The organism is Marinobacter vinifirmus (assembly GCF_002258215.1).
GTDB lineage: Bacteria > Pseudomonadota > Gammaproteobacteria > Pseudomonadales > Oleiphilaceae > Marinobacter > Marinobacter vinifirmus.
The window spans coordinates 148,568-169,968 of record NZ_NEFY01000008.1 but is presented as its reverse complement, the minus strand read 5'-3'; the positions used below and the strand labels follow the sequence as shown (position 1 = coordinate 169,968).

General features: G+C 54.2%; 20 protein-coding genes and 3 pseudogenes. 10 read left to right on the top strand and 13 right to left on the bottom strand.

The genetic code is table 11. From position 1 onward, the window contains the following. Positions 1 to 79 precede the first annotated feature (79 nt). Positions 80 to 1,162 carry an IS630 family transposase gene (locus B9Q17_RS11920; protein ID WP_094625391.1) on the top strand — a complete coding sequence of 361 codons (1,083 nt, stop codon included), beginning with the start codon at positions 80 to 82 and terminating at the stop codon, positions 1,160 to 1,162. A gap of 164 nt (positions 1,163 to 1,326) precedes the next feature. After that, positions 1,327 to 1,464, top strand: a pseudogene (locus B9Q17_RS11915) (transposase); the annotation flags it as partial. Between the two features lie 51 nt (positions 1,465 to 1,515). Here the strand turns inward: B9Q17_RS11915 and B9Q17_RS18585 are convergent. From B9Q17_RS18585 to B9Q17_RS11895, 4 genes and pseudogenes are all read right to left on the bottom strand, one after another. Further along, a pseudogene (locus B9Q17_RS18585) lies at positions 1,516 to 1,872 on the bottom strand (GNAT family N-acetyltransferase); the annotation flags it as partial. 99 nt (positions 1,873 to 1,971) lie between these two features. Next, positions 1,972 to 2,436, bottom strand: coding sequence for a toll/interleukin-1 receptor domain-containing protein (locus B9Q17_RS11905; RefSeq protein WP_244177379.1), 465 nt, complete (start codon positions 2,434 to 2,436; stop codon positions 1,972 to 1,974). Positions 2,437 to 2,887: 451 nt separating this feature from the next. Further along, a complete protein-coding gene (locus B9Q17_RS11900) occupies positions 2,888 to 4,459 on the bottom strand; it encodes an IS1182 family transposase (RefSeq protein ID WP_094625389.1) in 1,572 nt (523 codons plus the stop codon). Between the two features lie 153 nt (positions 4,460 to 4,612). Then, positions 4,613 to 4,993: a hypothetical protein gene (locus B9Q17_RS11895; protein WP_154707637.1), complete on the bottom strand. Its 381-nt coding sequence runs from the start codon at positions 4,991 to 4,993 to the stop codon at positions 4,613 to 4,615. 503 nt (positions 4,994 to 5,496) lie between these two features. On the opposite strand from B9Q17_RS11895, the gene B9Q17_RS11890 reads away from it, so the two are divergent. After that, positions 5,497 to 5,943, top strand: a complete 447-nt coding sequence (locus B9Q17_RS11890) for a MarR family transcriptional regulator (RefSeq protein ID WP_094625387.1) — start codon at positions 5,497 to 5,499, stop codon at positions 5,941 to 5,943. 162 nt (positions 5,944 to 6,105) lie between these two features. Further along, positions 6,106 to 6,648, top strand: a complete 543-nt coding sequence (locus B9Q17_RS11885) for a MipA/OmpV family protein (protein ID WP_320407656.1) — start codon at positions 6,106 to 6,108, stop codon at positions 6,646 to 6,648. Between the two features lie 115 nt (positions 6,649 to 6,763). Here the strand turns inward: B9Q17_RS11885 and B9Q17_RS11880 are convergent, their stop codons facing one another. The 5 genes from B9Q17_RS11880 to B9Q17_RS11860 are packed head-to-tail and all read right to left on the bottom strand — an operon-like array spanning position 6,764 to position 12,751. Next, complete coding sequence (locus B9Q17_RS11880) at positions 6,764 to 9,799, bottom strand: efflux RND transporter permease subunit (protein WP_091817884.1); 3,036 nt, start codon at positions 9,797 to 9,799, stop codon at positions 6,764 to 6,766. After that, a complete protein-coding gene (locus B9Q17_RS11875; RefSeq protein WP_091817893.1) occupies positions 9,796 to 10,848 on the bottom strand; it encodes an efflux RND transporter periplasmic adaptor subunit in 1,053 nt (350 codons plus the stop codon). Before B9Q17_RS11875 ends, B9Q17_RS11880 begins: the two co-directional genes overlap by 4 nt. Positions 10,849 to 10,885: 37 nt before the next feature. Continuing rightward, the gene (locus tag B9Q17_RS11870; protein WP_094625386.1) at positions 10,886 to 11,788 is read right to left on the bottom strand and encodes an alpha/beta fold hydrolase; all 903 of its coding nucleotides are present in this window, start codon (positions 11,786 to 11,788) and stop codon (positions 10,886 to 10,888) included. Next, positions 11,778 to 12,269: a PaaI family thioesterase gene (locus B9Q17_RS11865; protein ID WP_022988828.1), complete on the bottom strand. Its 492-nt coding sequence runs from the start codon at positions 12,267 to 12,269 to the stop codon at positions 11,778 to 11,780. Before B9Q17_RS11865 ends, B9Q17_RS11870 begins: the two co-directional genes overlap by 11 nt. Then, the gene (locus B9Q17_RS11860) at positions 12,266 to 12,751 is read right to left on the bottom strand and encodes a PaaI family thioesterase (protein WP_022988827.1); all 486 of its coding nucleotides are present in this window, start codon (positions 12,749 to 12,751) and stop codon (positions 12,266 to 12,268) included. Before B9Q17_RS11860 ends, B9Q17_RS11865 begins: the two co-directional genes overlap by 4 nt. A 258-nt stretch (positions 12,752 to 13,009) precedes the next feature. Here B9Q17_RS11860 and B9Q17_RS11855 point away from each other — a divergent pair, with 258 nt between their 5' ends. Continuing rightward, complete coding sequence (locus tag B9Q17_RS11855; protein ID WP_011784139.1) at positions 13,010 to 13,624, top strand: TetR/AcrR family transcriptional regulator; 615 nt, start codon at positions 13,010 to 13,012, stop codon at positions 13,622 to 13,624. Positions 13,625 to 13,665: 41 nt separating this feature from the next. Here the strand turns inward: B9Q17_RS11855 and cypR are convergent, their stop codons facing one another. After that, positions 13,666 to 14,736: a transcriptional regulator CypR gene (cypR, locus tag B9Q17_RS11850; RefSeq protein ID WP_228285755.1), complete on the bottom strand. Its 1,071-nt coding sequence runs from the start codon at positions 14,734 to 14,736 to the stop codon at positions 13,666 to 13,668. 51 nt (positions 14,737 to 14,787) lie between these two features. On the opposite strand from cypR, the gene B9Q17_RS11845 reads away from it, so the two are divergent. The 3 genes from B9Q17_RS11845 to B9Q17_RS11835 all read left to right on the top strand — a co-directional run bounded on the left by B9Q17_RS11845 (position 14,788) and on the right by B9Q17_RS11835 (position 17,937). Then, positions 14,788 to 15,186, top strand: a complete 399-nt coding sequence (locus B9Q17_RS11845) for a 2Fe-2S iron-sulfur cluster-binding protein (protein ID WP_319802629.1) — start codon at positions 14,788 to 14,790, stop codon at positions 15,184 to 15,186. A gap of 14 nt (positions 15,187 to 15,200) precedes the next feature. Continuing rightward, a complete protein-coding gene (locus B9Q17_RS11840) occupies positions 15,201 to 16,613 on the top strand; it encodes a cytochrome P450 (protein WP_022988824.1) in 1,413 nt (470 codons plus the stop codon). Positions 16,614 to 16,686: 73 nt separating this feature from the next. Then, entirely contained in the window at positions 16,687 to 17,937 is a 1,251-nt protein-coding gene (locus tag B9Q17_RS11835) for an NAD(P)/FAD-dependent oxidoreductase (RefSeq protein ID WP_091817890.1), read from the top strand. 478 nt (positions 17,938 to 18,415) lie between these two features. Here the strand turns inward: B9Q17_RS11835 and B9Q17_RS11830 are convergent. From B9Q17_RS11830 to B9Q17_RS11820, 3 genes and pseudogenes are all read right to left on the bottom strand, one after another. Further along, positions 18,416 to 18,872: pseudogene (locus B9Q17_RS11830) on the bottom strand (IS3 family transposase); the annotation flags it as partial. Between the two features lie 85 nt (positions 18,873 to 18,957). Beyond that, positions 18,958 to 19,164 (bottom strand): thioredoxin domain-containing protein, encoded by a 207-nt coding sequence (locus tag B9Q17_RS11825; protein ID WP_279627995.1) that lies wholly within the window; start codon positions 19,162 to 19,164, stop codon positions 18,958 to 18,960. 86 nt (positions 19,165 to 19,250) lie between these two features. Next, positions 19,251 to 19,811, bottom strand: coding sequence for a recombinase family protein (locus B9Q17_RS11820; RefSeq protein ID WP_094625385.1), 561 nt, complete (start codon positions 19,809 to 19,811; stop codon positions 19,251 to 19,253). A 615-nt stretch (positions 19,812 to 20,426) separates the two neighbouring features. On the opposite strand from B9Q17_RS11820, the gene B9Q17_RS18580 reads away from it, so the two are divergent. Together B9Q17_RS18580 and B9Q17_RS11810 are read left to right on the top strand one after the other, a co-directional pair. Beyond that, positions 20,427 to 20,678, top strand: a complete 252-nt coding sequence (locus B9Q17_RS18580; protein ID WP_094625384.1) for a PcfJ domain-containing protein — start codon at positions 20,427 to 20,429, stop codon at positions 20,676 to 20,678. A gap of 73 nt (positions 20,679 to 20,751) precedes the next feature. Then, the gene (locus B9Q17_RS11810; RefSeq protein ID WP_167373027.1) at positions 20,752 to 21,399 is read left to right on the top strand and encodes an HNH endonuclease; all 648 of its coding nucleotides are present in this window, start codon (positions 20,752 to 20,754) and stop codon (positions 21,397 to 21,399) included. The last annotated feature ends 2 nt before the right edge of the window (positions 21,400 to 21,401 follow it).

Genomic DNA, 21,401 nt, shown 5'->3' with positions numbered 1-21,401 from the left:
CTAGTGTTCCGTCTGGTTAATTCCTAAGCGGAAGTGCGCTATAATTCGAGCTATTATTTACGAGCTCGGAGACTCTGTTTTGGCCCGGAAACCAGCACCCTTTAATCTTACGGTAAACGATCAACTGGAGCTGGAAAGCTGGCTGCGAACAAGCACGCTGAGTCAGAATCTTGTTCTGCGAGCACGAATCGTTTTGGCCCTGAATGCCGGTGAATCACCCAAAGTCGTTGCGGAGCAACTGGGAACCACGACGGCCACGGTATTTAAGTGGCGTAATCGTTACACCGAACAGGGCCTGAGCGGTCTTCGGGATGCACCAAGACCTGGACAACCCAGAAAGCTGGATCAGAAAAAGGTTAAAGCAATTCTTGATGACACGGTCAAAAAGGTGCCCAAGGAATCTACCCACTGGAGCATCCGGTTGATGGCCGAATATGCCGGTGTCAGTCGCTGGCAAGTGCATCAGATCTGGAAAGCCGCTGACCTGAAACCGCACCGGCTGAAAACCTTCAAAATAAGCAATGATCCGGACTTTGCTGAGAAGGTTTTCGATGTCGTTGGCCTGTACCTGAATCCGCCGGATAACGCGCTGGTGCTGTCGGTTGACGAAAAAACGCAGATCCAGGCACTGGATCGCACTCAACCAAAGCTGCAACTGAAACCCGGCCAGATCGAGCGCCGTACCCACGATTACAAGAGGCACGGGACGACCAGCTTATACGCGGCTCTGAATATCCTGAACGGCGAAGTGATTGGGCGCATTACACAACGCCACCGCGCCAAAGAGTTTCTCGACTTTCTGCGACAAATTGATCGAGAAACACCGAAAGAGCAGGACCTTCACCTGATTCTGGACAACAGCTCGACTCACAAAACACCAGAAGTGAAAGCCTGGCTGGAAAAACATCCCCGATTCAAGCTTCACTTTACGCCAACCAGCGCCTCTTGGCTGAATGCCGTGGAGGGCTGGTTTGGTCAACTGGAACGCCGTGCTTTGTACCGTGGCATTTTTACCAGTGTCGGCGAACTGAAGAAGGCGATTCGTCGCTTTATCCAAACTCACAATGAGAAACTGGCAAAGCCGTTCCGCTGGCACAAGAGTGCAGAATCGATTATGACTTCAGTGGCGCGAGCAAAGCTGAGTGTTATTGACAATAAATAAACGGATTACCCGGACGGGACACTAGCTCTAATTGTTTTTTCAACACGGTTCACGGATTAGTGCCAATTAGTAATTCGTTCTGCTAATTAGTAACTAGCTCTACTAATTGATACTAAGCCCTATGTGTCAGCGTAGTTGTCGCCTGAACATTTCAGAGGACAACCATGCCCCATTATTCACCGGAACGTAAAGAAGCCATTCTCCAGAAGATGGCCCCACCTCACAGTCTGACTGTTGCCGAGTTGGCCAGCCAGGAAGGCATCAGTACCGCAACCTTGTACAATTGGCGTAAAGCCGCCAGAGGGGGTCACCCCCGGATCTAGAACCCAACAACGCTCATTGTGTGTGTAACCAATCTGACCATAGTATGAGTTCGCTGCCGGCGCTGCGATGAGTATCAATTTACAAAGCGGGCCCAGGTGTTCTTGGGTCAGTGACTGCAATCGCTTACCTATGCCTGACCTCTGATAGTTTCTATGAACGGCCAGATCTGACAGGTAGCAAGCATAGTGAAAGTCAGTGACACTGCGGGCAAGACCGACAAGTAGAGAGTCATCCCAAGCGCTTACGATGAGATTGGAGTTGGAAACCATTCCCTCCATACAATCTCGATCGTGAATTGGCCGACGCTCCCCAAGGGTAGAGCTATCCAGCAAACCGATGAACTGATCCGTGGTAATGGGATGGTTTACCTTGAAGCTGATCTCCATACCTCTCCCTGGCAATTAACGCCTGGCTTTGCGGCGTGCCGAAGCGCCAGCGTAGGCGCGTCCGGCAACAGCCTCTTGTTAGAACATATGGCCACCGAATTATACCTCTACCAACTCGGCGATTTTTTTCGCGACAACTTCCATTGAGTCATCAGCAGTATCCAATCCAGTTCGAGAGGCAAGCATGGGGCTAACATTTCGAAGAGCTTCATAGGATGTGTTGTGCACGATGGGAATGAGTTGGTTACGTGCCAGCAGTGCTGAAAGCTCTTTGTCTGCGACGCTCTCTTTTGGTAAGCGTTCGAGCATCGCTGGGGTGACCAGTACAAGTCCTATTCGCGAATTCGCCAAACCCCTGTCGATGGCCCGCATCATTGGTACGCCAAGCCCAAGATCGTTCTCGCTGAACCAAACTTTTACGCCAGAAGCCACAAGCAAATCATGCAGGTCTTTAGCCGCTTCTTTACGATCGCCCCAGGCATGACACAAGAAAACATCACGAAGATCAGGTTGTTGTGCTGCTCGAATCTCTACGGTTTCTCGGATGGGTTCGAGAGACTGCACTTGAGCATATGTGTACGGTACAGAAGAACCTGATTTCGACCAGCGTGGCTTTGCACTGCGGCTTGATCCGCCGCTGCTGCTACTGCTCCGAGACGAGGGATAAGATGGAATCGAGTATGGACTGTAGCCTCCGCTTCCGTAACGACTATAGCGCCCGCCACATGCAGGGCAGTTGGCCGCCGCGCTCGCTGAACGATGTCCTCTTGCTGGTGCTGTGCATCTACCCATGTTTCCTCAACCCTCCATGTGAATCATCAGTTCTAACGAGGCCGTAGAAAAACCCGATTCCGAGTCATTCCCAGCGCCTGATTCCTGTAATTTTTATCGCGGCCTTCAACTGGCCGATTCTCGTGATTTCTATATTCAGCCATCCGCTTTGGCCTTTTGGGGCTTTTGGCGCCGGCATTGCTGGTTTCCAGCAGGTGCTCTTCCGGCACTTCCGCTCTCAGCATTACGCCGCCATTCGCCCGTAATTCGCTAGCTTCTCAATATTGTGCACCAGGCAGTATAGCTGCCACTGGCCCTGCACTTTTTTCTTGCCCCGCAAACTGAAGCGATTAAGGCCCTTGTTCGTGCCGATGTTGCCGAACACCGGTTCCACCACCGACATACGGTGGCTGTAGATCTCTTTGCCCTGCGGGCTATCCACCCGGTGTTTCATCCAGTCGGTGTAGTTCGGCAGGCGCTTGTGCTCGATGGTGAACGACACTTGTCGGCCTTTGCCTTTCCGATGATTGGCGGCGTCCGGGTTCTGCATGCACTGATGCTTCCTCGGGCAATGACGGCATTGCAGTAAACGCCCCTGGAAATAGGCTCGGCTCTGGCCGTTCTGGTCTGCCCGGGTACCGTGGTACTTGAGGATTTCTCCCGCCGGGCAGATGCAGGTCAGGTTCACAGGATCGAACCGGAATTCACTGGCCGGGATGATCTCTTTCCAACCCGTGCTTGGCTGGTTCTGATGGCGCTTGCCGTATTTGTCTTTCTGGTTCTGGAACTTCGGGTCGCGGCTGCGGAACTTGTTGTCTGGCACGTAGCCGTTGATCTGCCGTTCGTGCAAGTACTTCATGTTGGCTTCGTTGGCGAAGCCGGTGTCGGCGGTGATCACAGTGCCCTGCTGATAAATGCTGTCAGCGATACCGAGCTTTTTGAAGCGGGCCTCCACGCTCTCCAGCACTGGTTGCAGGGTGTGATGTTCCTGGCCTTCGCCAAAGGCCTGGGCATCAATAATGACTTGGTGCTTCTTGTCCACCGTGGCCACGCCGTTATAGCCCTGGATCGTGCCCTTGCTGGTGGTCATCTTGGCGCTTTCGTTATCGGTGATGTTGCTCTTCACTTCCTTGTTTCGCTTCCCCCGGCCCATCCTTGGGCGGTTCGTCTTTAGGAAGCGGTCGACTTTCTTGGCAGCCTCATCCAATGACAGGATGGTTTTGGCTCGTCGGATATCCCGGTCCAGTTCGGCTTCGGTCTCTGCCTCGTCCCGCTCGTAATGGGCCTTGAGATGATGGCGAACCAGCCGGCGCAGTTTGGTGCGTTTCTCTTCCAGTTCCTTAAAGGTGCCGGACCATTCTTTGGCAGCATTCGACGACATCTTGCACCCGTCGATGGCGAAGAGTTCGTTGCCCAGCAGGCCCTGTTCGTGGCAGACCAACAATACCTGCTCGAATAGTTCTTCGATCTCATCCGAGTGGCTGCTGACGAATTTAGCCAGGGTGGTGAAGTGTGGAACCGTGTCGCAGGACAGAGCTTTGAAGATGATGTTAGTCTCGCAGCACCACTGCATCTCGCGGCTGGAGGTGATGCCTTTGGAGTAGGCGAACAGGATGATCTTCAGGAGGATCGCCGGATCGTAGGCCAGCCGGCCGGTGTCTTCATTGCGATACCTTGGATGGAATACCGACAGGTCCAGTTTGTGCTCGATCAGATAATGCACCGCGTGTTCAAAGGTGCCGGGCTGCAGCTGTTCTTGGTAGTTGATGACGACCATGGCGTCTTGGTCGTAGTTGTAGTGCTTGAAGCGGGGCATCTGACCACTCCTTGTCCGTTTGCCTGATGCTACCAAAACCGAGGGGGATTTCGGGTTTTTTCTACAGCCTCAACGCCGCATTCAGCGGCTTGTCCGCTGCAATGCTTTGTTATGTATTGCCATGAATTAAATAATTTATCCTTCCGTTTTCTATCACATATACCCCACGGTATTAAATGAAATAACCCCCCTTCTGACAACCGTAAAACTAAGGCTATTCTTTTGAAAAAATGGCAAATTGAAACGGGCTATATTGAACTGTTCAGGCTTGAAAAGCTGGCGTGCAAAGAGATCAAAACCCGCTTCCTTGAGCACCTCTTCTGGAACCACATAGGACTGATCGACCAGCCCCCAGAAAGTCCAGCCAGACTCAATACAGATTCCTAATACCTTGTTATTTGCATAGCTGACACCAACCGCACCGAGGGTCGAGCCAACCAGGTTTCCGAGCAAAGCCCCCAGCACTGGCACAGGAATAATCATCTGGCCGAGCACCGCTCCTCCGCCGCCCATCGACGAGCTGTTGCCCCACAACTGGACGCCGGCTAAACCTGACAAGGTGTGATGGGCGGACGCTTACATTGAACTACCAGTTTTTGGTCACCCAACCCCAGAGTTCATGCCATTCTGCCCGATAAGCGGAACTTGGCCTTGTTGTCGTCCTTGCAGGCTCTACTCGACCGGGGACTGACCATAGCGGATGCGGATTGCCTGGAAGACGCCGTGCCGAAGCCCCGGCGGGTGTCGAGTGAAGATGCTACGGCGTTGCGGATCGCTCGGCGCCAGTTTTTTTAGCCGGTTGTCGGTCCCGGCAGCAAGGGTGTCTATCAGGGCGACAGTACGTTGAAGGCCTCCTGTCTCTGAAGAAGCGGCGAGTTACCTGTCTCAGTGGAAGGAAAAGTTCCTTAGCTGGCCTCGGAATCTGCGTGATGCTGCCTATTGATCTGGCGCAAACCTGGTTAGTGCGTAACGCAGACTTGCCTCCATGATTAGCTTGCGATTTACTGATACTGAGCCAGCAATAGCAGGACAGTGATATGGACCCGCAAACCCCTAGAGATCAGTTTCCTTTCGCCAATGCCCGGGTAGCAAGGCGCTGGCGCAAGTTATTGGATGAGCGCCTGAAAGACCTGGGGGTTACCCAGGCTCGTTGGTTCACCATGGTTTGCCTACAGCGTGGTGGTGGAGGATTGACCCAGCGGGAGTTAGCCCATTTGATGACCATCGAAAATCCGACATTGGTCCGCCTGCTTGATAGCCTCGAGGAGCAGGGTCTGATTGAACGCCGGCCCTGTAAGCGTGATCGGCGCGCCAGGCTGCTGTATCTTACCCATGCCGATGAGCGCTTTATGAGCGATCTGAATGAGCGGGCGAATGTGTTGCGAGAGGAGATGCTGAAAGGCATTGAAAATACCGACCTGGAAGTCGCCCTGCGTGTTTTTGAGCGGGTTATGGAAAATTCCGCCAACCTCAAAAATTCCTGAACCCGAGACATTTTTCAAACGCAAGCGACAAGATTAGAACGGGAGCGTTCCGCAAATTCCACCGGCGCAGGACAATTCCATCATGGATGGCTGTCAATCATTAATTGTGTTACGTTTAGTTTATACTGAACAGATTGAACAAATTGTGCGGGCAGCCGTCTCATCATTTCTGGCCGGCCACCAAAAAGTCGCCGTAGCGGAAGGTATGTCAGCATTCTGGGGCGCGACAATGATGAGGATCTTGAACGCCTGGACAAGATTGATGGCGGCGCGATCGCCGGCTTGCGCGTTGCTTACAATCACGACGCATGGTTGTACAGCGCAGCCGTCCAATCTCCCTTCACCGGCGATGTCGATGGCTATCAGGTGGTGCTTAAGGCACGATGGCGGAACCAGTTCAGCGATCAATGGTTTGCCTCCCTGGGGCCGAACCTGACCTACAGCAGTGATGACTGGACAGACGATAGGTTTGGTATTTCCGATACGGAAAGTGCCCGCTCCGGCTTGGCCTCCTATAGCCCTGATGGCTATGCCCGGTATGGCCTGACAGGCAGTTTGACCTATTCGTTGTCTGCGCAATGGTCGGTCACCGCGACCGCCGGGGTGTCACAATTAACCGGCGATGCAGAGGATAGCCCGATTGTCAGTGATATCGGGGAGGCTACCCAAGCCTACACTGGTGTTTTTATGAGTTACCGATTCTGAATGTCTCCGGGGACCGGGGCAATTCATTTCACGGGAAGGGGCAAGTAACCCCTGAATTTCCCGGTTCTGGCTTCGTCGGCTATGTAAGGATTACTTCGGAGCTCAAACACCTGGCTCACTTTTGCTCTAACCGAAACCAGAGTGCGTAAAGCGCTGGAACAAACAGTAGGGTGATCAGAGTGCCGACTGCTACGCCCCCTATAAGCACATAAGCGAGCGGCCCCCAGAAAAGGTCAAAGGTCAGAGGTACAAACGCCAGAACGGCCGCCAGGGCAGTGAGTACCACGGGGCGGGCGCGTTGGACGGCTGCCTCGACCACGGCTTCCCGGGCAGCCATCCCAGTTGTGAAGTTGTCCTGCACCTGCTGCGTCAGAATCATGGTGTTTCGCATCAGGATACCGCCCAGGCCAATGAGCCCCAACAACGCGGTAAAGCCAAAAGGTTGATTAAACAACAGCAAAGCCAGCACAGCGCCAATGAGTCCCAATGGCGCGGTGGCCAGAACGGTCAAGGTGCCGATAAATGAACGCATCTGAAGCATGATGAAAATCAGCATCAACGCCAACATCACCGGTTGTAAAGTCTGAATGGAGGCGTTGGCCTTGGCGGATTGCTCCACCGTACCGCCAATTTCAATACGATAACCGTCCGGTAACCGTTCACGCAGGCCTGCCATCGTACTCCAGATCTCTTTGGTGACATCCGGTGGCTGGGCGCCTTCCACATCCGCCTGAACGGCCAGGAAGGGGGCGCGGTTGTAACGCTTTATAACCGGTTCCTCATAACGAACCTGCCACTGCCCCAGTTGTTTTACGGAGAGTTTGCGGCCGTCGCGGGTTTTGATTTCAAGATCTTCGGGCATCATGATTTCACCGCGGGCATTACGCGCCACCAGTTGAACGCTCCTTATGCCCTGGCGTAACTCGGTAACGGCCACGCCGCGAAGCTGGAACTGGAGTTGCCGTGCAACCTCTGCCGGGGTCAGGCCCATCCAGCCCAGGTTTTCCGGGTCCAACTCAAGATAGAGCGTGGGCACACGCTCATCCCATTCGAGGTGCGGCATGACGATGTTCGGATGCCCGGTCATGAGAGTCCGAATCTGGTGCGCGATCTCTCTGAGTTGATCGGGTTCCGGACCCAACACTCGAAAACTGACCGGCCAGGCCACCGGCGGGCCGTACAGCAAACGCGTTACACGCACTCTCGCCTCAGGAAACTCACCCGCCGCGATTTTGGCCTCCAGCGTCGAGATGATGTGATCGCGCCCTTCAACGTCCTGCCCGATGGCAATCAACTTGGCAAACGCCGGGTCCGGCTGCTCGGGGTTTGCCGATACGAAGAATCGGGGTGCACCGGCACCGATGTAAGCGGACAGGCTTTTAACCTCCGGCATGTCCATCAATATCGCTTCGAGGCGTCTGACGCTTTGATCCGTGGTGGCAATAGCGCTCCCCTGCGGAGCATAGACACTGATCAGAACCTCGGGGCGATCAGAACTGGGAAAAAACTGCTTCTGTACCTGGGTTGCCATACCGAAAGCACTGAGAGCCAGTAAACCCACTGTGAGAAAAACGACGGTTTTTCGGTACCTTACACACGCTGCAATCACCCCACGCAACCGCTGATAAAAAGCGCTTTGGTAAAGGTCCTGGCCAGTATGCCCGATGTAATCGGGCAATAGCTTGACGCCCAGATAAGGCGTAAAGGTGACCGCCACCCCCCAGGAAATCAGCAACGCAAAAGCCAGCACCCAGAAGATGTTACCGGTGTATTCCCCGACACCCGACTGAGCAAAGCCGATGGGGACAAAACCGGCCACTGTTACTAGCGTTCCAGACAGCATGGGCGCGGCTGTGACGCTCCAGGCATGACTGGCTGCCCGTACCCGGTCCCAGCCACTCTCCATCTTCACAATCATCATTTCAATGGCGATGATCGCATCGTCCACTAACAGGCCCAGCGCGATAATCAACGCGCCCAGGGTGATGCGGTCCAGGTTAATGCCCGCTATTTTCATCAATAAAAAGGTCAGCCCGAGAGTAACGGGAATCGCAATGCCCACCACTAAACCCGCACGCAGGCCGATCGCCAGAATACTGACGCCCATTACGACGACCAATGCCACCAGAAACTTGACCTGAAAAAGATCAACGGCCTGAGTGATGGCCTCAGCCTGGTTGGTCAGGGTCTGTATTGACATCCCCAGGGGCAGCCTGGCCTGTTCAGTGCTGACAAACTTACTGAGCCGTTCACCAAACTCCAGGCCATTTTCGCCCGCCTCCATGACGACGCCCAGGAGGATCGCATCCTCACCGCTGGAACGGACGATGTAGTTCAACGGATCTTCATAGCCCAAACGCACCTCGGCCAGATCAGACGCGGTGATAACTTGGTCTCCGATACGCAGAGGTACTGAGGCGAGGCGCTCAAGGTCAGACAGGTCAATGTTGCTGCGGACATAAACCCGCGGGCCGGCAAGATCAACAAAGCCCAGAGGCTCAAGGCGATTGTTGGCCTCTATCGCCTGCAACACTTCTTCTGCCGACAAGCCGAGATTGTTGAGCCGGTCCTGATCAAACTCGAGATACACCCGCTCAGGACGCTCAGCCAGGATCTGTGCCTTTTGCAAGCCGGGAAGCAGTTGCAGGCGATCTCGTATCTCTTCTGCCTCGCGGGTCAGTTCACGCATTGGCATTCCCGGTGCTGTGACGGCCATCAGGGAGAAATACACGTCTGAGAAATCATCGTTAACGATGGGGCCGATGACACCACGGGGGAGATTGAGGCTTTCATCGGACATGCGCTTGCGAACCTGATAGTAGAGATCGGGCATTTTTTCACTGGGCGTATAATCCTGGAATCGGATAAGCATGGTGGCCTGTCCGGGCCGAATGGTGGTTTCAACAGTGTCGAAATACGCCACTTCCTGGATTTGCTTTTCCAGACGATCCGCCACCTGATTCCGTAGCACCTCGGGGGTTGCTCCCGGCCAAACCACAGAGACCACCATCGACCGCACGGTGAACGCAGGGTCTTCCGCCCGACCAAGGGATGAGAACGCGTAGAAGCCCGCAACAACGGACATCAAAAGAAAAAAGAGAGTGACCGAACGCTCGCGCACTGCCAGTGCGGAAAGATTAGGCAAGCTCATTGAGCCAGCTCCCGCACCGCCATGCCAGGCGTGAGCAGGTGTGTCCCTAATGCGACGATCGGCGTAGTCGCGTTGATGTTGGCCCGGATCTGCGCATACTCCTCACCCAAATCGATAACCTCGACCGCAAGGGGGGTCACCATGCCGTCGGAGACCAACCAGACCTGCGGCGTTTCTCCTCTCTCATCAAGGGCACCCAGCGGTACACGATGGCTGGCCGTGGTTTGTTTCTGCATCAGCCGGACACTCACCACTGAACCAAGCGTTAAAGACGAAGGGTAGGGCCCCTCCAGGCTGTATCGGGCACGCCAGCTCCGGCTTCTGGCGTCGGCAGCCCCGGCAATCTCTCTCAGATTCACCGCAAGCTGTTCGCCATTGGGTAAAGGAACATAACCTTGCCGGGGCGGGTTGCTGCCCTGAGGTAAAAAGACCTCGACTTCCAGGGATTGATCTTCAGCCAGAACGGCAAGGGTTTGACCGACACCCACAACCTGGCCGGGCTCAACGATGACCTCGGTGATCACGCCTGCATTGGCGGCTTTTAGTTCCGCATATCCCAGAGCATTCTGAGCCTGCTGATTTCGTGCAGAAGCCGTTTCCACCTGGCTGCGTGCTTCACGCTCCGCCAGTTCAAGGCGTTGCAGGGTTTGTTCGCTGACAAACTGACGTCCTACCAGTTCCCGCTGTCGCTGGAGCTCATTAGTGGCAATGGCCAGGGCCGCTTCTGCACGCCTCAGATCTGCGGCGGCCCCCTCCGCGGTTGCGATAAGGTCTCGTGAATCGAGTTTGAACAGTAAGTCGCCTTTTTCCACGCGCTGACCGGGATCGATGAAACGTTGTTGAATCCGGCCGGCGATCTGAAAGGCCTGGGGAACTTCGTGGCGGCCTCGCAGGGTTCCTGAAAACCTCTGAGATGTTGGACCTGCCTCCTTCAATTCCACTGTTTTTACCCAGGGAACAGGGGGGCGGGCCTCTGGAGGCGTTTCCGCGGACTGCTGACAACCTGACAGAATGAGCAGCGAGATAAACAGGGTCAGCAGAAAGCGCATGGCAGATGTCTCGATCGGCAAGATTAAGGTGTGGATATCAGTTCTCGCGGCATCCAGTTAAAGCTAGTTGCAGGATGGCATCGCGAACGGTGTCCTTCTGTTCCATAGGCAGAAAATAGGTCGTGCCTTCAAGAATCCTTATGTCAGCCGAAGGCAGCAGGGCCTTCAGGCGTTTTTGTGCCTTTGGTGAGAAGGTTGACCCGCGTTCCGCCGCCAGTGCTATAACCGGGCACCGCAACTGACGAATACCGGGCCAGGGGTTGTGTTCGGTATGGGCAAAGGTGGTGCTCTCCCACTCGGGCGCACACGCCAATTGAACTTGGTCACCCTGCGGCACGAAGGCGTGTTGGACGTAGGCGTTCAGCCATGCTTCGGGCCAGGTCTTGAAGCCACCGCGGCCACGATAGTTTTCTAGCGCAGCAGCGTGCGACTGGAATACTCTGCGCCGACGTGCGGCTCCTGCGGCCAGTGACAACCGTTGTGACTGACGTAACAGCTTCGTCAACCACAACTTCAGACCCTGCATCGGGTCCATGATCACCGGTTCCGCCAGAATCAGACCCAGCACTTTATCAGGCCGCCGGGCAGCGGCCATGATGCTGGTGGTGGCACCAATGGAATGGCCGGCAAGCCAGACCGGCTCGTCCAGGCATTCCAGCAGAGCGATCAGGTCGCGATAATAGATTTCCCAGCCCCGGAATGTCGACAGGTTGGCTGCACCAACGCTGGCCCCGTGTCCTCGCATGTCCCAGGCAAGGACATTGAAGTCCGTGGCGAGCTCGTCAAGCAGTGGATGGTACAGGCGGCCATGGAAACCCGTGGCATGTGCCCAGTGCAGCGTGGGGCGCGCTTTGGATTGCGGCCAGCGCCACAGTGCGATATCGGCGCCATCCGTCGCCCGGAATTCGTCGCGTTCAGGTGTGTTGTGCTTAATGTCCATGACGGTCTTCTTGTTGGGCGGCCATTGTCGGGAGCAATAACTGAACCTGACCAGTGGCGATCGGTTTTTTATCATCGCCTTGCCAGCAGGTCACCTGGACCAGGCTGGTGCGCCTGCCTTGCCGAATAATGTCGGCCCTGGCGAACGTCGATCGGGCCTTCGCGGAGCGGAGGTAATTGATGTGGCTGTCGAGAATGCGCGGGCAACGTGTCTCTGCATCCTGGCTTTGCGCAGCCACCCGCGCGGTGAGTTCGATCAGGGCTCCAAGCACGCCGCCATGGAGGGCTGGTAGCATGAAGTTGCCAATCAGCGCTTCACGACACGGCAAATGAACCAATACGCCTGCATCACCGCGCTGAACCTCAAGCCCGAGGTGCTGTGCATAGGGAATGCGCTCCAGAAGAGCCTGCCAGTCAGCACATTCTTTCGCACTTTCCGCAGTGCCTGAGATTTGTGGGGCCGAATCGCCAGTCGTGCTCATGCGCTCTCCTTTCCTCGTCCACCTGCATGCAATTGCTGTCCCTGGGTGTTACGCATGAAGGTGGCGTTTGCCGTCGCTAGTAACTCGCGATTTCCCTCGCTAAGGATGTCACAATGAATAAACGCGACATCGTCCGATAAATGACGACAGGTGGCCACCGCTGACAGGGCCCGGTCGCCGATGGCAGGCCGCAAATAATCCATGCGCAGATCCAGAGTGGCAATGGGCATCAACTCCAGGGCACCCGCGAATACCGCCAAGCCTCCGGCGGAGTCTGCCAGCGAGTAAAGTACGCTGGTGCAGATTTCTTTTGTATCCTTATGGGCGAACATCCATGACTGCGGGGTTAGCCGCATACAGACCTGGCCCTGGTCTACCGAGACAACTTGCATGCCCAGATCCCTGCCGTGAGGAACCTGTTCGGTGAACTGCCACGCCGTCGTCACAGCGTCACTGTGCTGAAGTTTGTTCAGATCGTTCATCAGATCCGCTCAGTCTGACATGCATTTCGCGCAGGGGCGGAAGTGTAGAGGACCAGTGGATTGTCATAGGTCATTGCCATGGCGTTCTCTTGTGAGTAGCATTGTTTCCAAAGTTTGGTTGGTCAACCAACCAAAAGTCAACACTTTGTTAATCCAAATGGCACGGCACCGGTGTAATGGCGTACGATCAGTGAAACGAATCGAATGATGGCTGCTCTGATGATTAATAAACGGGATTGCTCAGGAGGTGTTTAAGCCATGGTTGACAGACAGATTACCCCTGCAAGCAAACTAGGCGATCAGGGTAATGTTTTGTCTAACGCCGCCCGGCTGTTTCGTGAGAAAGGTTTTGAAAGGACATCTCTTAAGGAGATTGCAGAAGCCTGCAATATGCTGCCCGGAAGTCTGTATTATCGTTACAGCAGCAAGGAAGCGCTGCTCGTTGAGCTGATGCGTCGGGGAGTAGACCTGGTTACAACAGAGGTTGAAACCGCGTACGCCAGCTCGGACGATCCCGTGGAACGATTGCGTCTTTGTATCAACGCACATTTGCACGCCCTGCTGGTTGATTCGGATACGGTTTACGTACTTTTGTTTGAGTGGCGTTCACTGAGCGCGGAGGCCCGCGGGGACATCATCGCTTTGCGTGACCAGTATGAATCCCTTTGGGCCGAGATCATCGAAACGATGATTGAGCAAGGCGTGATTCGGAAGGATGTCAATGCTCGCCTGCTTCGCCTAATCGGCCTCGGGGCGCTCAACTGGGTCGCAACCTGGTTTGATCCGAAAGGTGTCTATACACTCGACGGCATTGGTGATTTTGTCTGGAACGTCATCATGGATGGTGTAATCAGGAAAAGTGTACGAACATAGGCACTGGCTCCCCAAGCGTAATTAGCGCCGGTTTATGTTTGTTAATCACGTGTATAGATGGTGTGTGATCTGACGTTTAGCCTGAATTGCTCAGGTGGCTGGCCAAACCAGCGTTTGAAGGCGCGTCTGAAATTGGCACTGTCGTGATAATTCATCAACGCAGCAATGGCCTCGATTGACAGTTCGCTGTCACGCAGGTACAGCGCTGCCTGCTGAGACAGAATCTCGTCACGGATTTTTCGAAAATTGCTGCCTTCATAGCTGAGTTTACGCGACAGGGTGCGTTTGCTGATGAACAGAGAGGCAGCCGCTTCCTCTTCATTGAGCGTTCCCGGCGGCCGGGACAACATCATCTTCTTCAGCCGGGTCTGGTAGCTTGGCTTATCGGACTGAAGTTGCGCAAGCATGGCTTCACACTGTCGCATGGCCAGATGATAGTTTTCATGATTGGCAGAGGCGTTTGGTTCCCGACACAAGGCCATCGGCAAGCTGAGTTTTAATTGGCTGCAATCAAAGTGAATCTGCCCGGACAAAAAGTCCGAATACGTTGCGTGATACTCGGGTTTCGGATGGGCAAAGCATACTTCAGCCTCGCGCAAAGGGCGGCCAACCATGAACTCGCCGAATTCGAAAAGTGCCTTGAGCATCGCATCCGACAGGCAACGCTGTATGTCATCGTCTAATGGCCCCAGGTACTGCAGAATACATTCCAAACGCTCACCGACTTGCTGCAAGTGCAACTGGATGAAGCTCGCGCGCGTGGGCAGGAATGTCCGAATCGCGTGTAGAGCAGTGAGGAGGTCGGGGCTGCTGTAAGCCACGAACCCCATTGCTCCGTGGGTTGCCGGAGTCATTCGTTTACCCAGCCTTAACCCAAATTCTGGCTGGCCGGACAGATCCATTGCATTACGCAGGATCTGTATCTGCTGAGCCACAGTAAGCAGTCCGTCCTCGCTCAAAAATTGCGTCACCCCAAGTCCAGTGCCCCGCAGCAGACGCGGAAGTTGTCTGGCTGTCAGATTCAGCTCACGTGCAACTAGCCGTGAGTAATTCGATGGAATATCCGGACCGGGACTTTGCAACTCCTCCATTTTCTTCCGCGCCACCATCATTGATACCCCCCTTCCTAAAGTTTCGCCATTTTGTCTTCAAATGACCCCTGCTTGTCAAGAAATGACCTGAAAAATATGCTGGCAGACAGGCAATATCTGTCAATCATCAATGCTGGTAGGAGAACAACATTGGGCAAAGTTACGTTTATCGAACATGATCAAACTGAACATGTCGCAGAATTCAAAGCTGGTTCCTCGGTAATGCAAATCGCTGTTGATAGCGCCATTCCCGGTATCGACGGGGATTGTGGGGGGGAGTGCGCCTGCGGTACCTGCCACGTTATCGTCACGAACGAATGGTTCAGCAAGACAGGCACGCCTGGCAATGAGGAAGAACAAATGCTGTCAATGACACCGGAGCGGGCGAGCACTTCGCGCCTGGGCTGCCAGGTGGTACTGACTGATGAAATGGACGGCATGACCGTGCATTTACCCGAGTTCCAGATGTGAACACAGGAGGACGCATGCCAACACTGCCCAGAACATTTGACGACATTCAGTCCCGACTGATTAACGCCACCTCCAGGGTGGTGCCGATGCAGAGGCAAATTCAGGGACTGAAATTCTTAATGAGCGCCAAGAGGAAGACCTTCGGCCCACGCCGACCGATGCCCGAATTCGTTGAAACACCCATCCCGGACGTTAACACGCTGGCCCTTGAGGACATCGATGTCAGCAATCCGTTTTTATACCGGCAGGGTCAGTGGCGCGCCTATTTCAAACGGTTGCGTGATGAGGCGCCGGTCCATTACCAGAAGAACAGCCCTTTCGGCCCCTTCTGGTCGGTAACTCGGTTTGAAGACATCCTGTTCGTGGATAAGAGTCACGACCTGTTTTCCGCCGAGCCGCAAATCATTCTCGGTGACCCTCCGGAGGGGCTGTCGGTGGAAATGTTCATAGCGATGGATCCGCCGAAACACGATGTGCAGCGCAGCTCGGTGCAGGGAGTAGTGGCACCGAAAAACCTGAAGGAGATGGAGGGGCTGATCCGATCACGCACCGGTGATGTGCTTGACAGCCTGCCTCTGGACAAGCCCTTTAACTGGGTACCTGCTGTTTCCAAGGAACTCACAGGCCGCATGCTGGCGACGCTTCTGGATTTCCCTTACGAGGAACGCCACAAGCTGGTTGAGTGGTCGGACAGAATGGCAGGTGCAGCATCGGCCACCGGCGGGGAGTTTGCCGATGAAAATGCCATGTTTGACGACGCGGCAGACATGGCCCGGTCTTTCTCCAGGCTTTGGCGGGACAAGGAGGCGCGCCGCGCAGCAGGCGAGGAGCCCGGTTTCGATTTGATCAGCCTGTTGCAGAGCAACAAAGAAACGAAAGACCTGATCAATCGGCCGATGGAGTTTATCGGTAATTTGACGCTGCTCATAGTCGGCGGAAACGATACGACGCGCAACTCGATGAGTGGTGGCCTGGTGGCCATGAACGAATTCCCCAGGGAATTTGAAAAATTGAAGGCAAAACCGGAGTTGATTCCGAACATGGTGTCGGAAATCATCCGCTGGCAAACGCCGCTGGCCTATATGCGCCGAATCGCCAAGCAGGATGTCGAACTGGGCGGCCAGACCATCAAGAAGGGTGATCGAGTTGTCATGTGGTACGCGTCGGGTAACCGGGACGAGCGCAAATTTGACAACCCCGATCAGTTCATCATTGATCGCAAGGACGCACGAAACCACATGTCGTTCGGCTATGGGGTTCACCGTTGCATGGGCAACCGTCTGGCTGAACTGCAACTGCGCATCCTCTGGGAAGAAATACTCAAGCGTTTTGACAACATCGAAGTCGTCGAAGAGCCCGAGCGGGTGCAGTCCAACTTCGTGCGGGGCTATTCCAGGTTGATGGTCAAACTGACACCGAACAGTTAATTAACCGATTGACCAGGATGGCATCCGAACGTGTGGAGAATCCAATCCCAGGGCACAGCGAAAGAGATAGCCTATGGTAAGCAAACGTAAAGAGAGGACGGTCATTGTTGGCGGTGGGCACGCAGCAGGTGCCCTCCTGACAGCCTTACTCCAAAAAAAATATCAACATGAGGTCGTTCTGGTGGGGAATGAACCTCATCCGCCCTACCAACGACCGCCGCTGTCCAAGAATTACCTGACAGGAGATGTTGATCAGGAGTCGCTGTACCTGAAACCGCGCTCGGTATACGAGAACGCAGGCCATCAGTTGCGGCTCGGTGTGCGCGTCGAACAAATTGATCGGGACAGTAGCACCATCAGCTTGTCGGATCAGAGCAGGCTGCAATACGATCGACTGGTCCTGGCCACCGGGTCACACCTTCGACACCTGAACGCGCCCGGGGCTGACTTAAATGGCATTCATTACCTGCACGACATAGCTGATTCAGAGGTACTGCGTGAACAGTTAGTTGCTGGAAAGCGCCTGGTCGTCGTGGGTGGTGGTTACATCGGCCTTGAGGTGGCGGCCAGTGCCAACAAAAAAGGTGTTAATGTCACGGTGCTGGAAGCCGCCGAGCGCCTTATGCAGCGCGTTACGGGCCCGGAAATATCAGCGTTCTTTTACGACAAACACCGCGGCGCCGGCGTGGACGTACGTCTGAACACAGCGGTAACCGGCTTCGAGGAGGGCGATCAGGGGCATGTGGCTGGCGTGACGTTGGCGGACGGAGGCACCGTACCGGCCGACATCGTCCTTGTGTCGATTGGCGTTATCCCGGAAACCGCTCTGGCTAAGGGCGCCGGCCTGCCCTGTGATAACGGTATTATTGTTGACGAATTTACCCGTACCGAGGACCCCGCCATCTTGGCGATCGGTGACTGCACCCGGCACCGGAATCTTTTCTTCGAGAAGATGCAACGGCTCGAGTCTGTCGCCAATGCTGTCGATCAGGCTCGTACAGCCGCAGCAACCCTGATGGGTGAGGAGAAACCCTATGATAGCGTTCCATGGTTCTGGTCAAACCAGTACGATGTTCGTCTGCAGATGGTAGGATTGTCGCAAAATCATGATCAGCGAGTGGTTCGCGGCAGCCCCGAGGATAAAGGATTTGCCGTGTTCTATCTCCGCGAAGGCTGTGTTATTGCTGTTGACGCGGTCAACCTGCCCCTTGCTTTTTTGGTAGGCAAGACACTCGTTCAACAACGCAGAACGATCAACCCGGAACTACTAGAGGATCCGGATACTGAACTGAAATCTTTGGTGAACGGAAGGCTCCAGAGTTGAAGGCAATATGTTGCGTGGCAACCGAAGCAGCCAGTCACCGGAGTGAGCCAATAAATATGAACTTGATCCTCTTAACAATAAAAGGTTGTGACTTTCCGCGACCGCTATGGGTTGAGGTGTATATCACTGAATCTTGGTTAAATCACACCAAGCACTTAATGTTTTCGGCCTCTTCTCTTGGAAGTGTCACTGTTGAAGCCGTTGGAAAGTGGCATCCAAGAACGGGCTACTCAGAGTTCAAACTGCAGGCAGTCTGTAAATCAAACAGAGTGAGATTCAGGCTTGTTGGAGATGTAAATGGGAGGCGGGTTCTGACATCCGGTATTGATATCAGGACACTTGACCAATTGAATCAAAGGTACGGCGCTAGTGAAACAGTTTTTTATAGCAAGGACGTACCAGTGCTGATGGCAATCTATTACTCAACTAAACGGTTAGAGGTTTTTAAATAACGTTTGCTTGGCAAGCCCCCGATATCCTAGACACCTGACAGCTTTGTGAAGTACTGCTTTTCGAAGTCCACCGGCGACAGGCCGCCATTATTGCCGTGCCGGCGAACCGGGTTATAGAACATCTCAATATAATCGAAAATATCCTGCCGAGCTTGTTCCCGATCCTTATAGATTTTTCGTTTGACTCGCTCGCTCTTGAGCAGCGAGAAGAAGCTCTCCGCAACCGCGTTGTCGTGACAGTTCCCGCGACGGTTCATACTTGGTTTCAATCGGTGATCCTTCAGGAAGTCTCGCCATCCCCCGGCTGGTATATTGCCAGTTCTGGGCTGAGTGAATCAGAACCTCCTATTTCGGCCTCCGCCTCCAAGAGGCCATCAGCAACGCGTCCATAACCCGATCGGTAGACATTCGTGGCTTCATGGACCAGCCAAAAATCTGCCGGGAGAGTAGATCCAGAACGGTGGCCAGGTACAGAAAGTCCTCACTATATGTTGTATTTTGCAACTATAACGCAAAGAAAAAAGGGGTGCATGTCAGAAACAAGCACCCCTGAGACCTCCAAACCAGCTTAAAGCTTGGTTGTGCGGAGATAAGGACGAATTTCATTCCAGCCATTCGGGAACAAGCCTTTGGCATCTTCATTGGAGATAGATGGCGGAATGATCACGTCGTCTCCTTTGCGCCAGTCAGCAGGCAGTGCACAGCGGTGGGCATCACCGGTCTGCAGTGCATCAATCACCCGGAGGATTTCGTCAAAATTCCTGCCCACAGCCATGGGATGGCCTAGCGGGGGCATTTGAACAGAAACTTACGGTTCCGCCCACCCGGATCCACCTCAAACCGTAAATTCCTGCACGAAATTCACCGGCCTTTGGCCGCCTTGATGTACTTGTAGAGTGTGGGCTTTGAAATTCCCATCATTTCGCAGATCTGATCCACGGTGTGTTCCTTCTCGTCGTAAAGCTTCACGGCTAAGGCCTGTTTATCTTTGCTGAGTGACTTAGGCCTACCCCCTTTTCGTCCACGCGCTCGCGCAGCTTGGAGGCCTGCTTGGGTGCGCTCACGGATCAGGTTCCGCTCAAACTCAGCCAACGCACCGAATATATGGAAAATCAACTTGCCGGAGCTGGATGAGGTGTCGATGGCTTCCTGGAGGCTCTTCAAGCCGATCCCCTTGGATTCCAGCAGTGTCACCATCTCGATCAAGTCTTTGAGTGACCTGCTCAAGCGATCCAGTCGCCAGACCACTATGGTGTCACCCGTTCTCGCGTACTGCAAAGCCTGGTGCAGACCTGGGCGTTCCGCTTTGGCACCGCTAAGCTGATCCTTGAAGATTTGCTCACACCCAGCCTGGTCGAGGGCGTCTCGTTGCAAGTTGAGGTTTAGATCGTCAGTCGAGACTCGTGCATAACCAACCAGCATATGCTTCTCACTCTCCAGGCAAACTTTACAGATTTGGGGGTTCTTCCACCGGGCCTAAAAAGTTGGCGGTTATCGCAGCTACCCGGTCGTCGCTCACAAAAGTTAAATTACTCGTAACTCTAGGAAATATATTAACATTGAAATATTAACCGAGTATATTAACTTAAGTTGTGCTGCAAACCCGTTGCCTTTCAGGGCCTGCGCGAAGCAGTTAATAAAATTAGCGTTTTTTTTCAGCAAACAAGCCACGTGAGGCCCTGTTTGGCGTTCCGATCCAGCCGGTCCAGGTTGGTAATAATGTAGTTGCACAGATAAGTGCACAAATAAGTAGCCGTCCGATATTCCCATCTTGACCAGCGTAAGCGTAGCCAAGCTCCACGCAAAGATTCGTAATTACTCCAAATGTGCGGAACCTTCGCATTCCCCAGGTTTTCTCTCTCCTGAGATTTCTGCCTATCATTCCAGAGAAACCCTTCAGGACCAACATGACCGCTTGGTTGAACGTTTTAATCGGGCAAACAGCCGAAACTCCGAAGAGAAACGCCAAGACCGCTTTCTGAGGAGCACGGCGACTATCCCAAACCGCCTCTCGCCCCAATCGACGGTATAGAGCCGTTGGGTTCCTGGCTTGAGCTTCTGGAAGAAGGGGCAACCATGCGCCATTGCGTCGGCAGCTATGACGTGCCGGTCGCCCTCGGGGAAGTGTTCATTTACCGGATGGTCCACCCGGAGCGTTTAACCATATCACTGGAGTATCAGAATAAGACGTGGGTGGTTGGCGAGGTTCGCGGGGTGTGTAATTCAAGCCCGTCAGAGGGTGCTTTGGATTGGATTCGGCGGTGGGTTAATGTTGATCGAACGAAATAAACTTGACTCCATAGTCATGCGTTATCATGGCATAGCGAATTACGGTGAACGTCTAATTGAAAGGATTCGTCCCATGAGCTTGAAAGACCTAAATGATCCCAAGGCCGTCCTGGAGGCGATAGCCGAGTACGACCAGCTGGGACAAGAGGGGTTTCTAAAGCGTTACGGTTTTGGCAAAGCCCGCACCTTTGCACTTATTCATGGCGGGAGAAGCTACGACTCCAAAGCCATTGTTGGTGCCGCACACGGCTATCAATTTGGCACGCCATTGTCGTCTAAGCAGTTTTCCGGTGGTCTTGCCACCGTTGTCCCAAAACTCGAAGAGCTCGGGTTCACTGTGGTCGCCCTAGCGCTGGATGAACAAACGGCTTCGATACCGGAAGAAGTTCCCGATTCAGTCTGGGAGGGCGCTCGGAGGTCCGTTACTGTAAACCGTTATGAACGAAGCCCTGCAGCCAGGGCCGCTTGTATCGAACACCACGGCTCGGCTTGTCTGATCTGCGGCTTCGATTTTGCGCAAACCTATGGAGCGGACTTTCAAGGCTTCATACACGTCCATCATATTGTCCCGATCTCGAAAATCGGCGAGCAGTATGAAGTAGATCCCATTAATGACCTGATCCCGGTATGCCCGAACTGCCACGCAGCACTGCACTATGGCGGCAAAGAACAGAGCCCTGACGATATAAAAGCATTACTGCAGCTACCTCGCTCCACTTAACG

What these genes read in the sequence shown, in the direction of transcription:
- B9Q17_RS11900 (WP_094625389.1), bottom strand. Translation starts at nt 4,459, where the DNA reads ATGCCCCGCTTCAAGCACTACAACTACGACCAAGACGCCATGGTCGTC.
- B9Q17_RS11890 (WP_094625387.1), top strand. Translation starts at nt 5,497, where the DNA reads ATGGACCCGCAAACCCCTAGAGATCAGTTTCCTTTCGCCAATGCCCGG.
- B9Q17_RS11880 (WP_091817884.1), bottom strand. Translation starts at nt 9,799, where the DNA reads ATGAGCTTGCCTAATCTTTCCGCACTGGCAGTGCGCGAGCGTTCGGTC.
- B9Q17_RS11875 (WP_091817893.1), bottom strand. Translation starts at nt 10,848, where the DNA reads ATGCGCTTTCTGCTGACCCTGTTTATCTCGCTGCTCATTCTGTCAGGT.
- B9Q17_RS11870 (WP_094625386.1), bottom strand. Translation starts at nt 11,788, where the DNA reads ATGGACATTAAGCACAACACACCTGAACGCGACGAATTCCGGGCGACG.
- B9Q17_RS11865 (WP_022988828.1), bottom strand. Translation starts at nt 12,269, where the DNA reads ATGAGCACGACTGGCGATTCGGCCCCACAAATCTCAGGCACTGCGGAA.
- B9Q17_RS11860 (WP_022988827.1), bottom strand. Translation starts at nt 12,751, where the DNA reads ATGAACGATCTGAACAAACTTCAGCACAGTGACGCTGTGACGACGGCG.
- B9Q17_RS11855 (WP_011784139.1), top strand. Translation starts at nt 13,010, where the DNA reads ATGGTTGACAGACAGATTACCCCTGCAAGCAAACTAGGCGATCAGGGT.
- cypR (WP_228285755.1), bottom strand. Translation starts at nt 14,736, where the DNA reads ATGATGGTGGCGCGGAAGAAAATGGAGGAGTTGCAAAGTCCCGGTCCG.
- B9Q17_RS11840 (WP_022988824.1), top strand. Translation starts at nt 15,201, where the DNA reads ATGCCAACACTGCCCAGAACATTTGACGACATTCAGTCCCGACTGATT.
- B9Q17_RS11835 (WP_091817890.1), top strand. Translation starts at nt 16,687, where the DNA reads ATGGTAAGCAAACGTAAAGAGAGGACGGTCATTGTTGGCGGTGGGCAC.
- B9Q17_RS11825 (WP_279627995.1), bottom strand. Translation starts at nt 19,164, where the DNA reads ATGGCTGTGGGCAGGAATTTTGACGAAATCCTCCGGGTGATTGATGCA.
- B9Q17_RS11820 (WP_094625385.1), bottom strand. Translation starts at nt 19,811, where the DNA reads ATGCTGGTTGGTTATGCACGAGTCTCGACTGACGATCTAAACCTCAAC.
- B9Q17_RS11810 (WP_167373027.1), top strand. Translation starts at nt 20,752, where the DNA reads ATGAGCTTGAAAGACCTAAATGATCCCAAGGCCGTCCTGGAGGCGATA.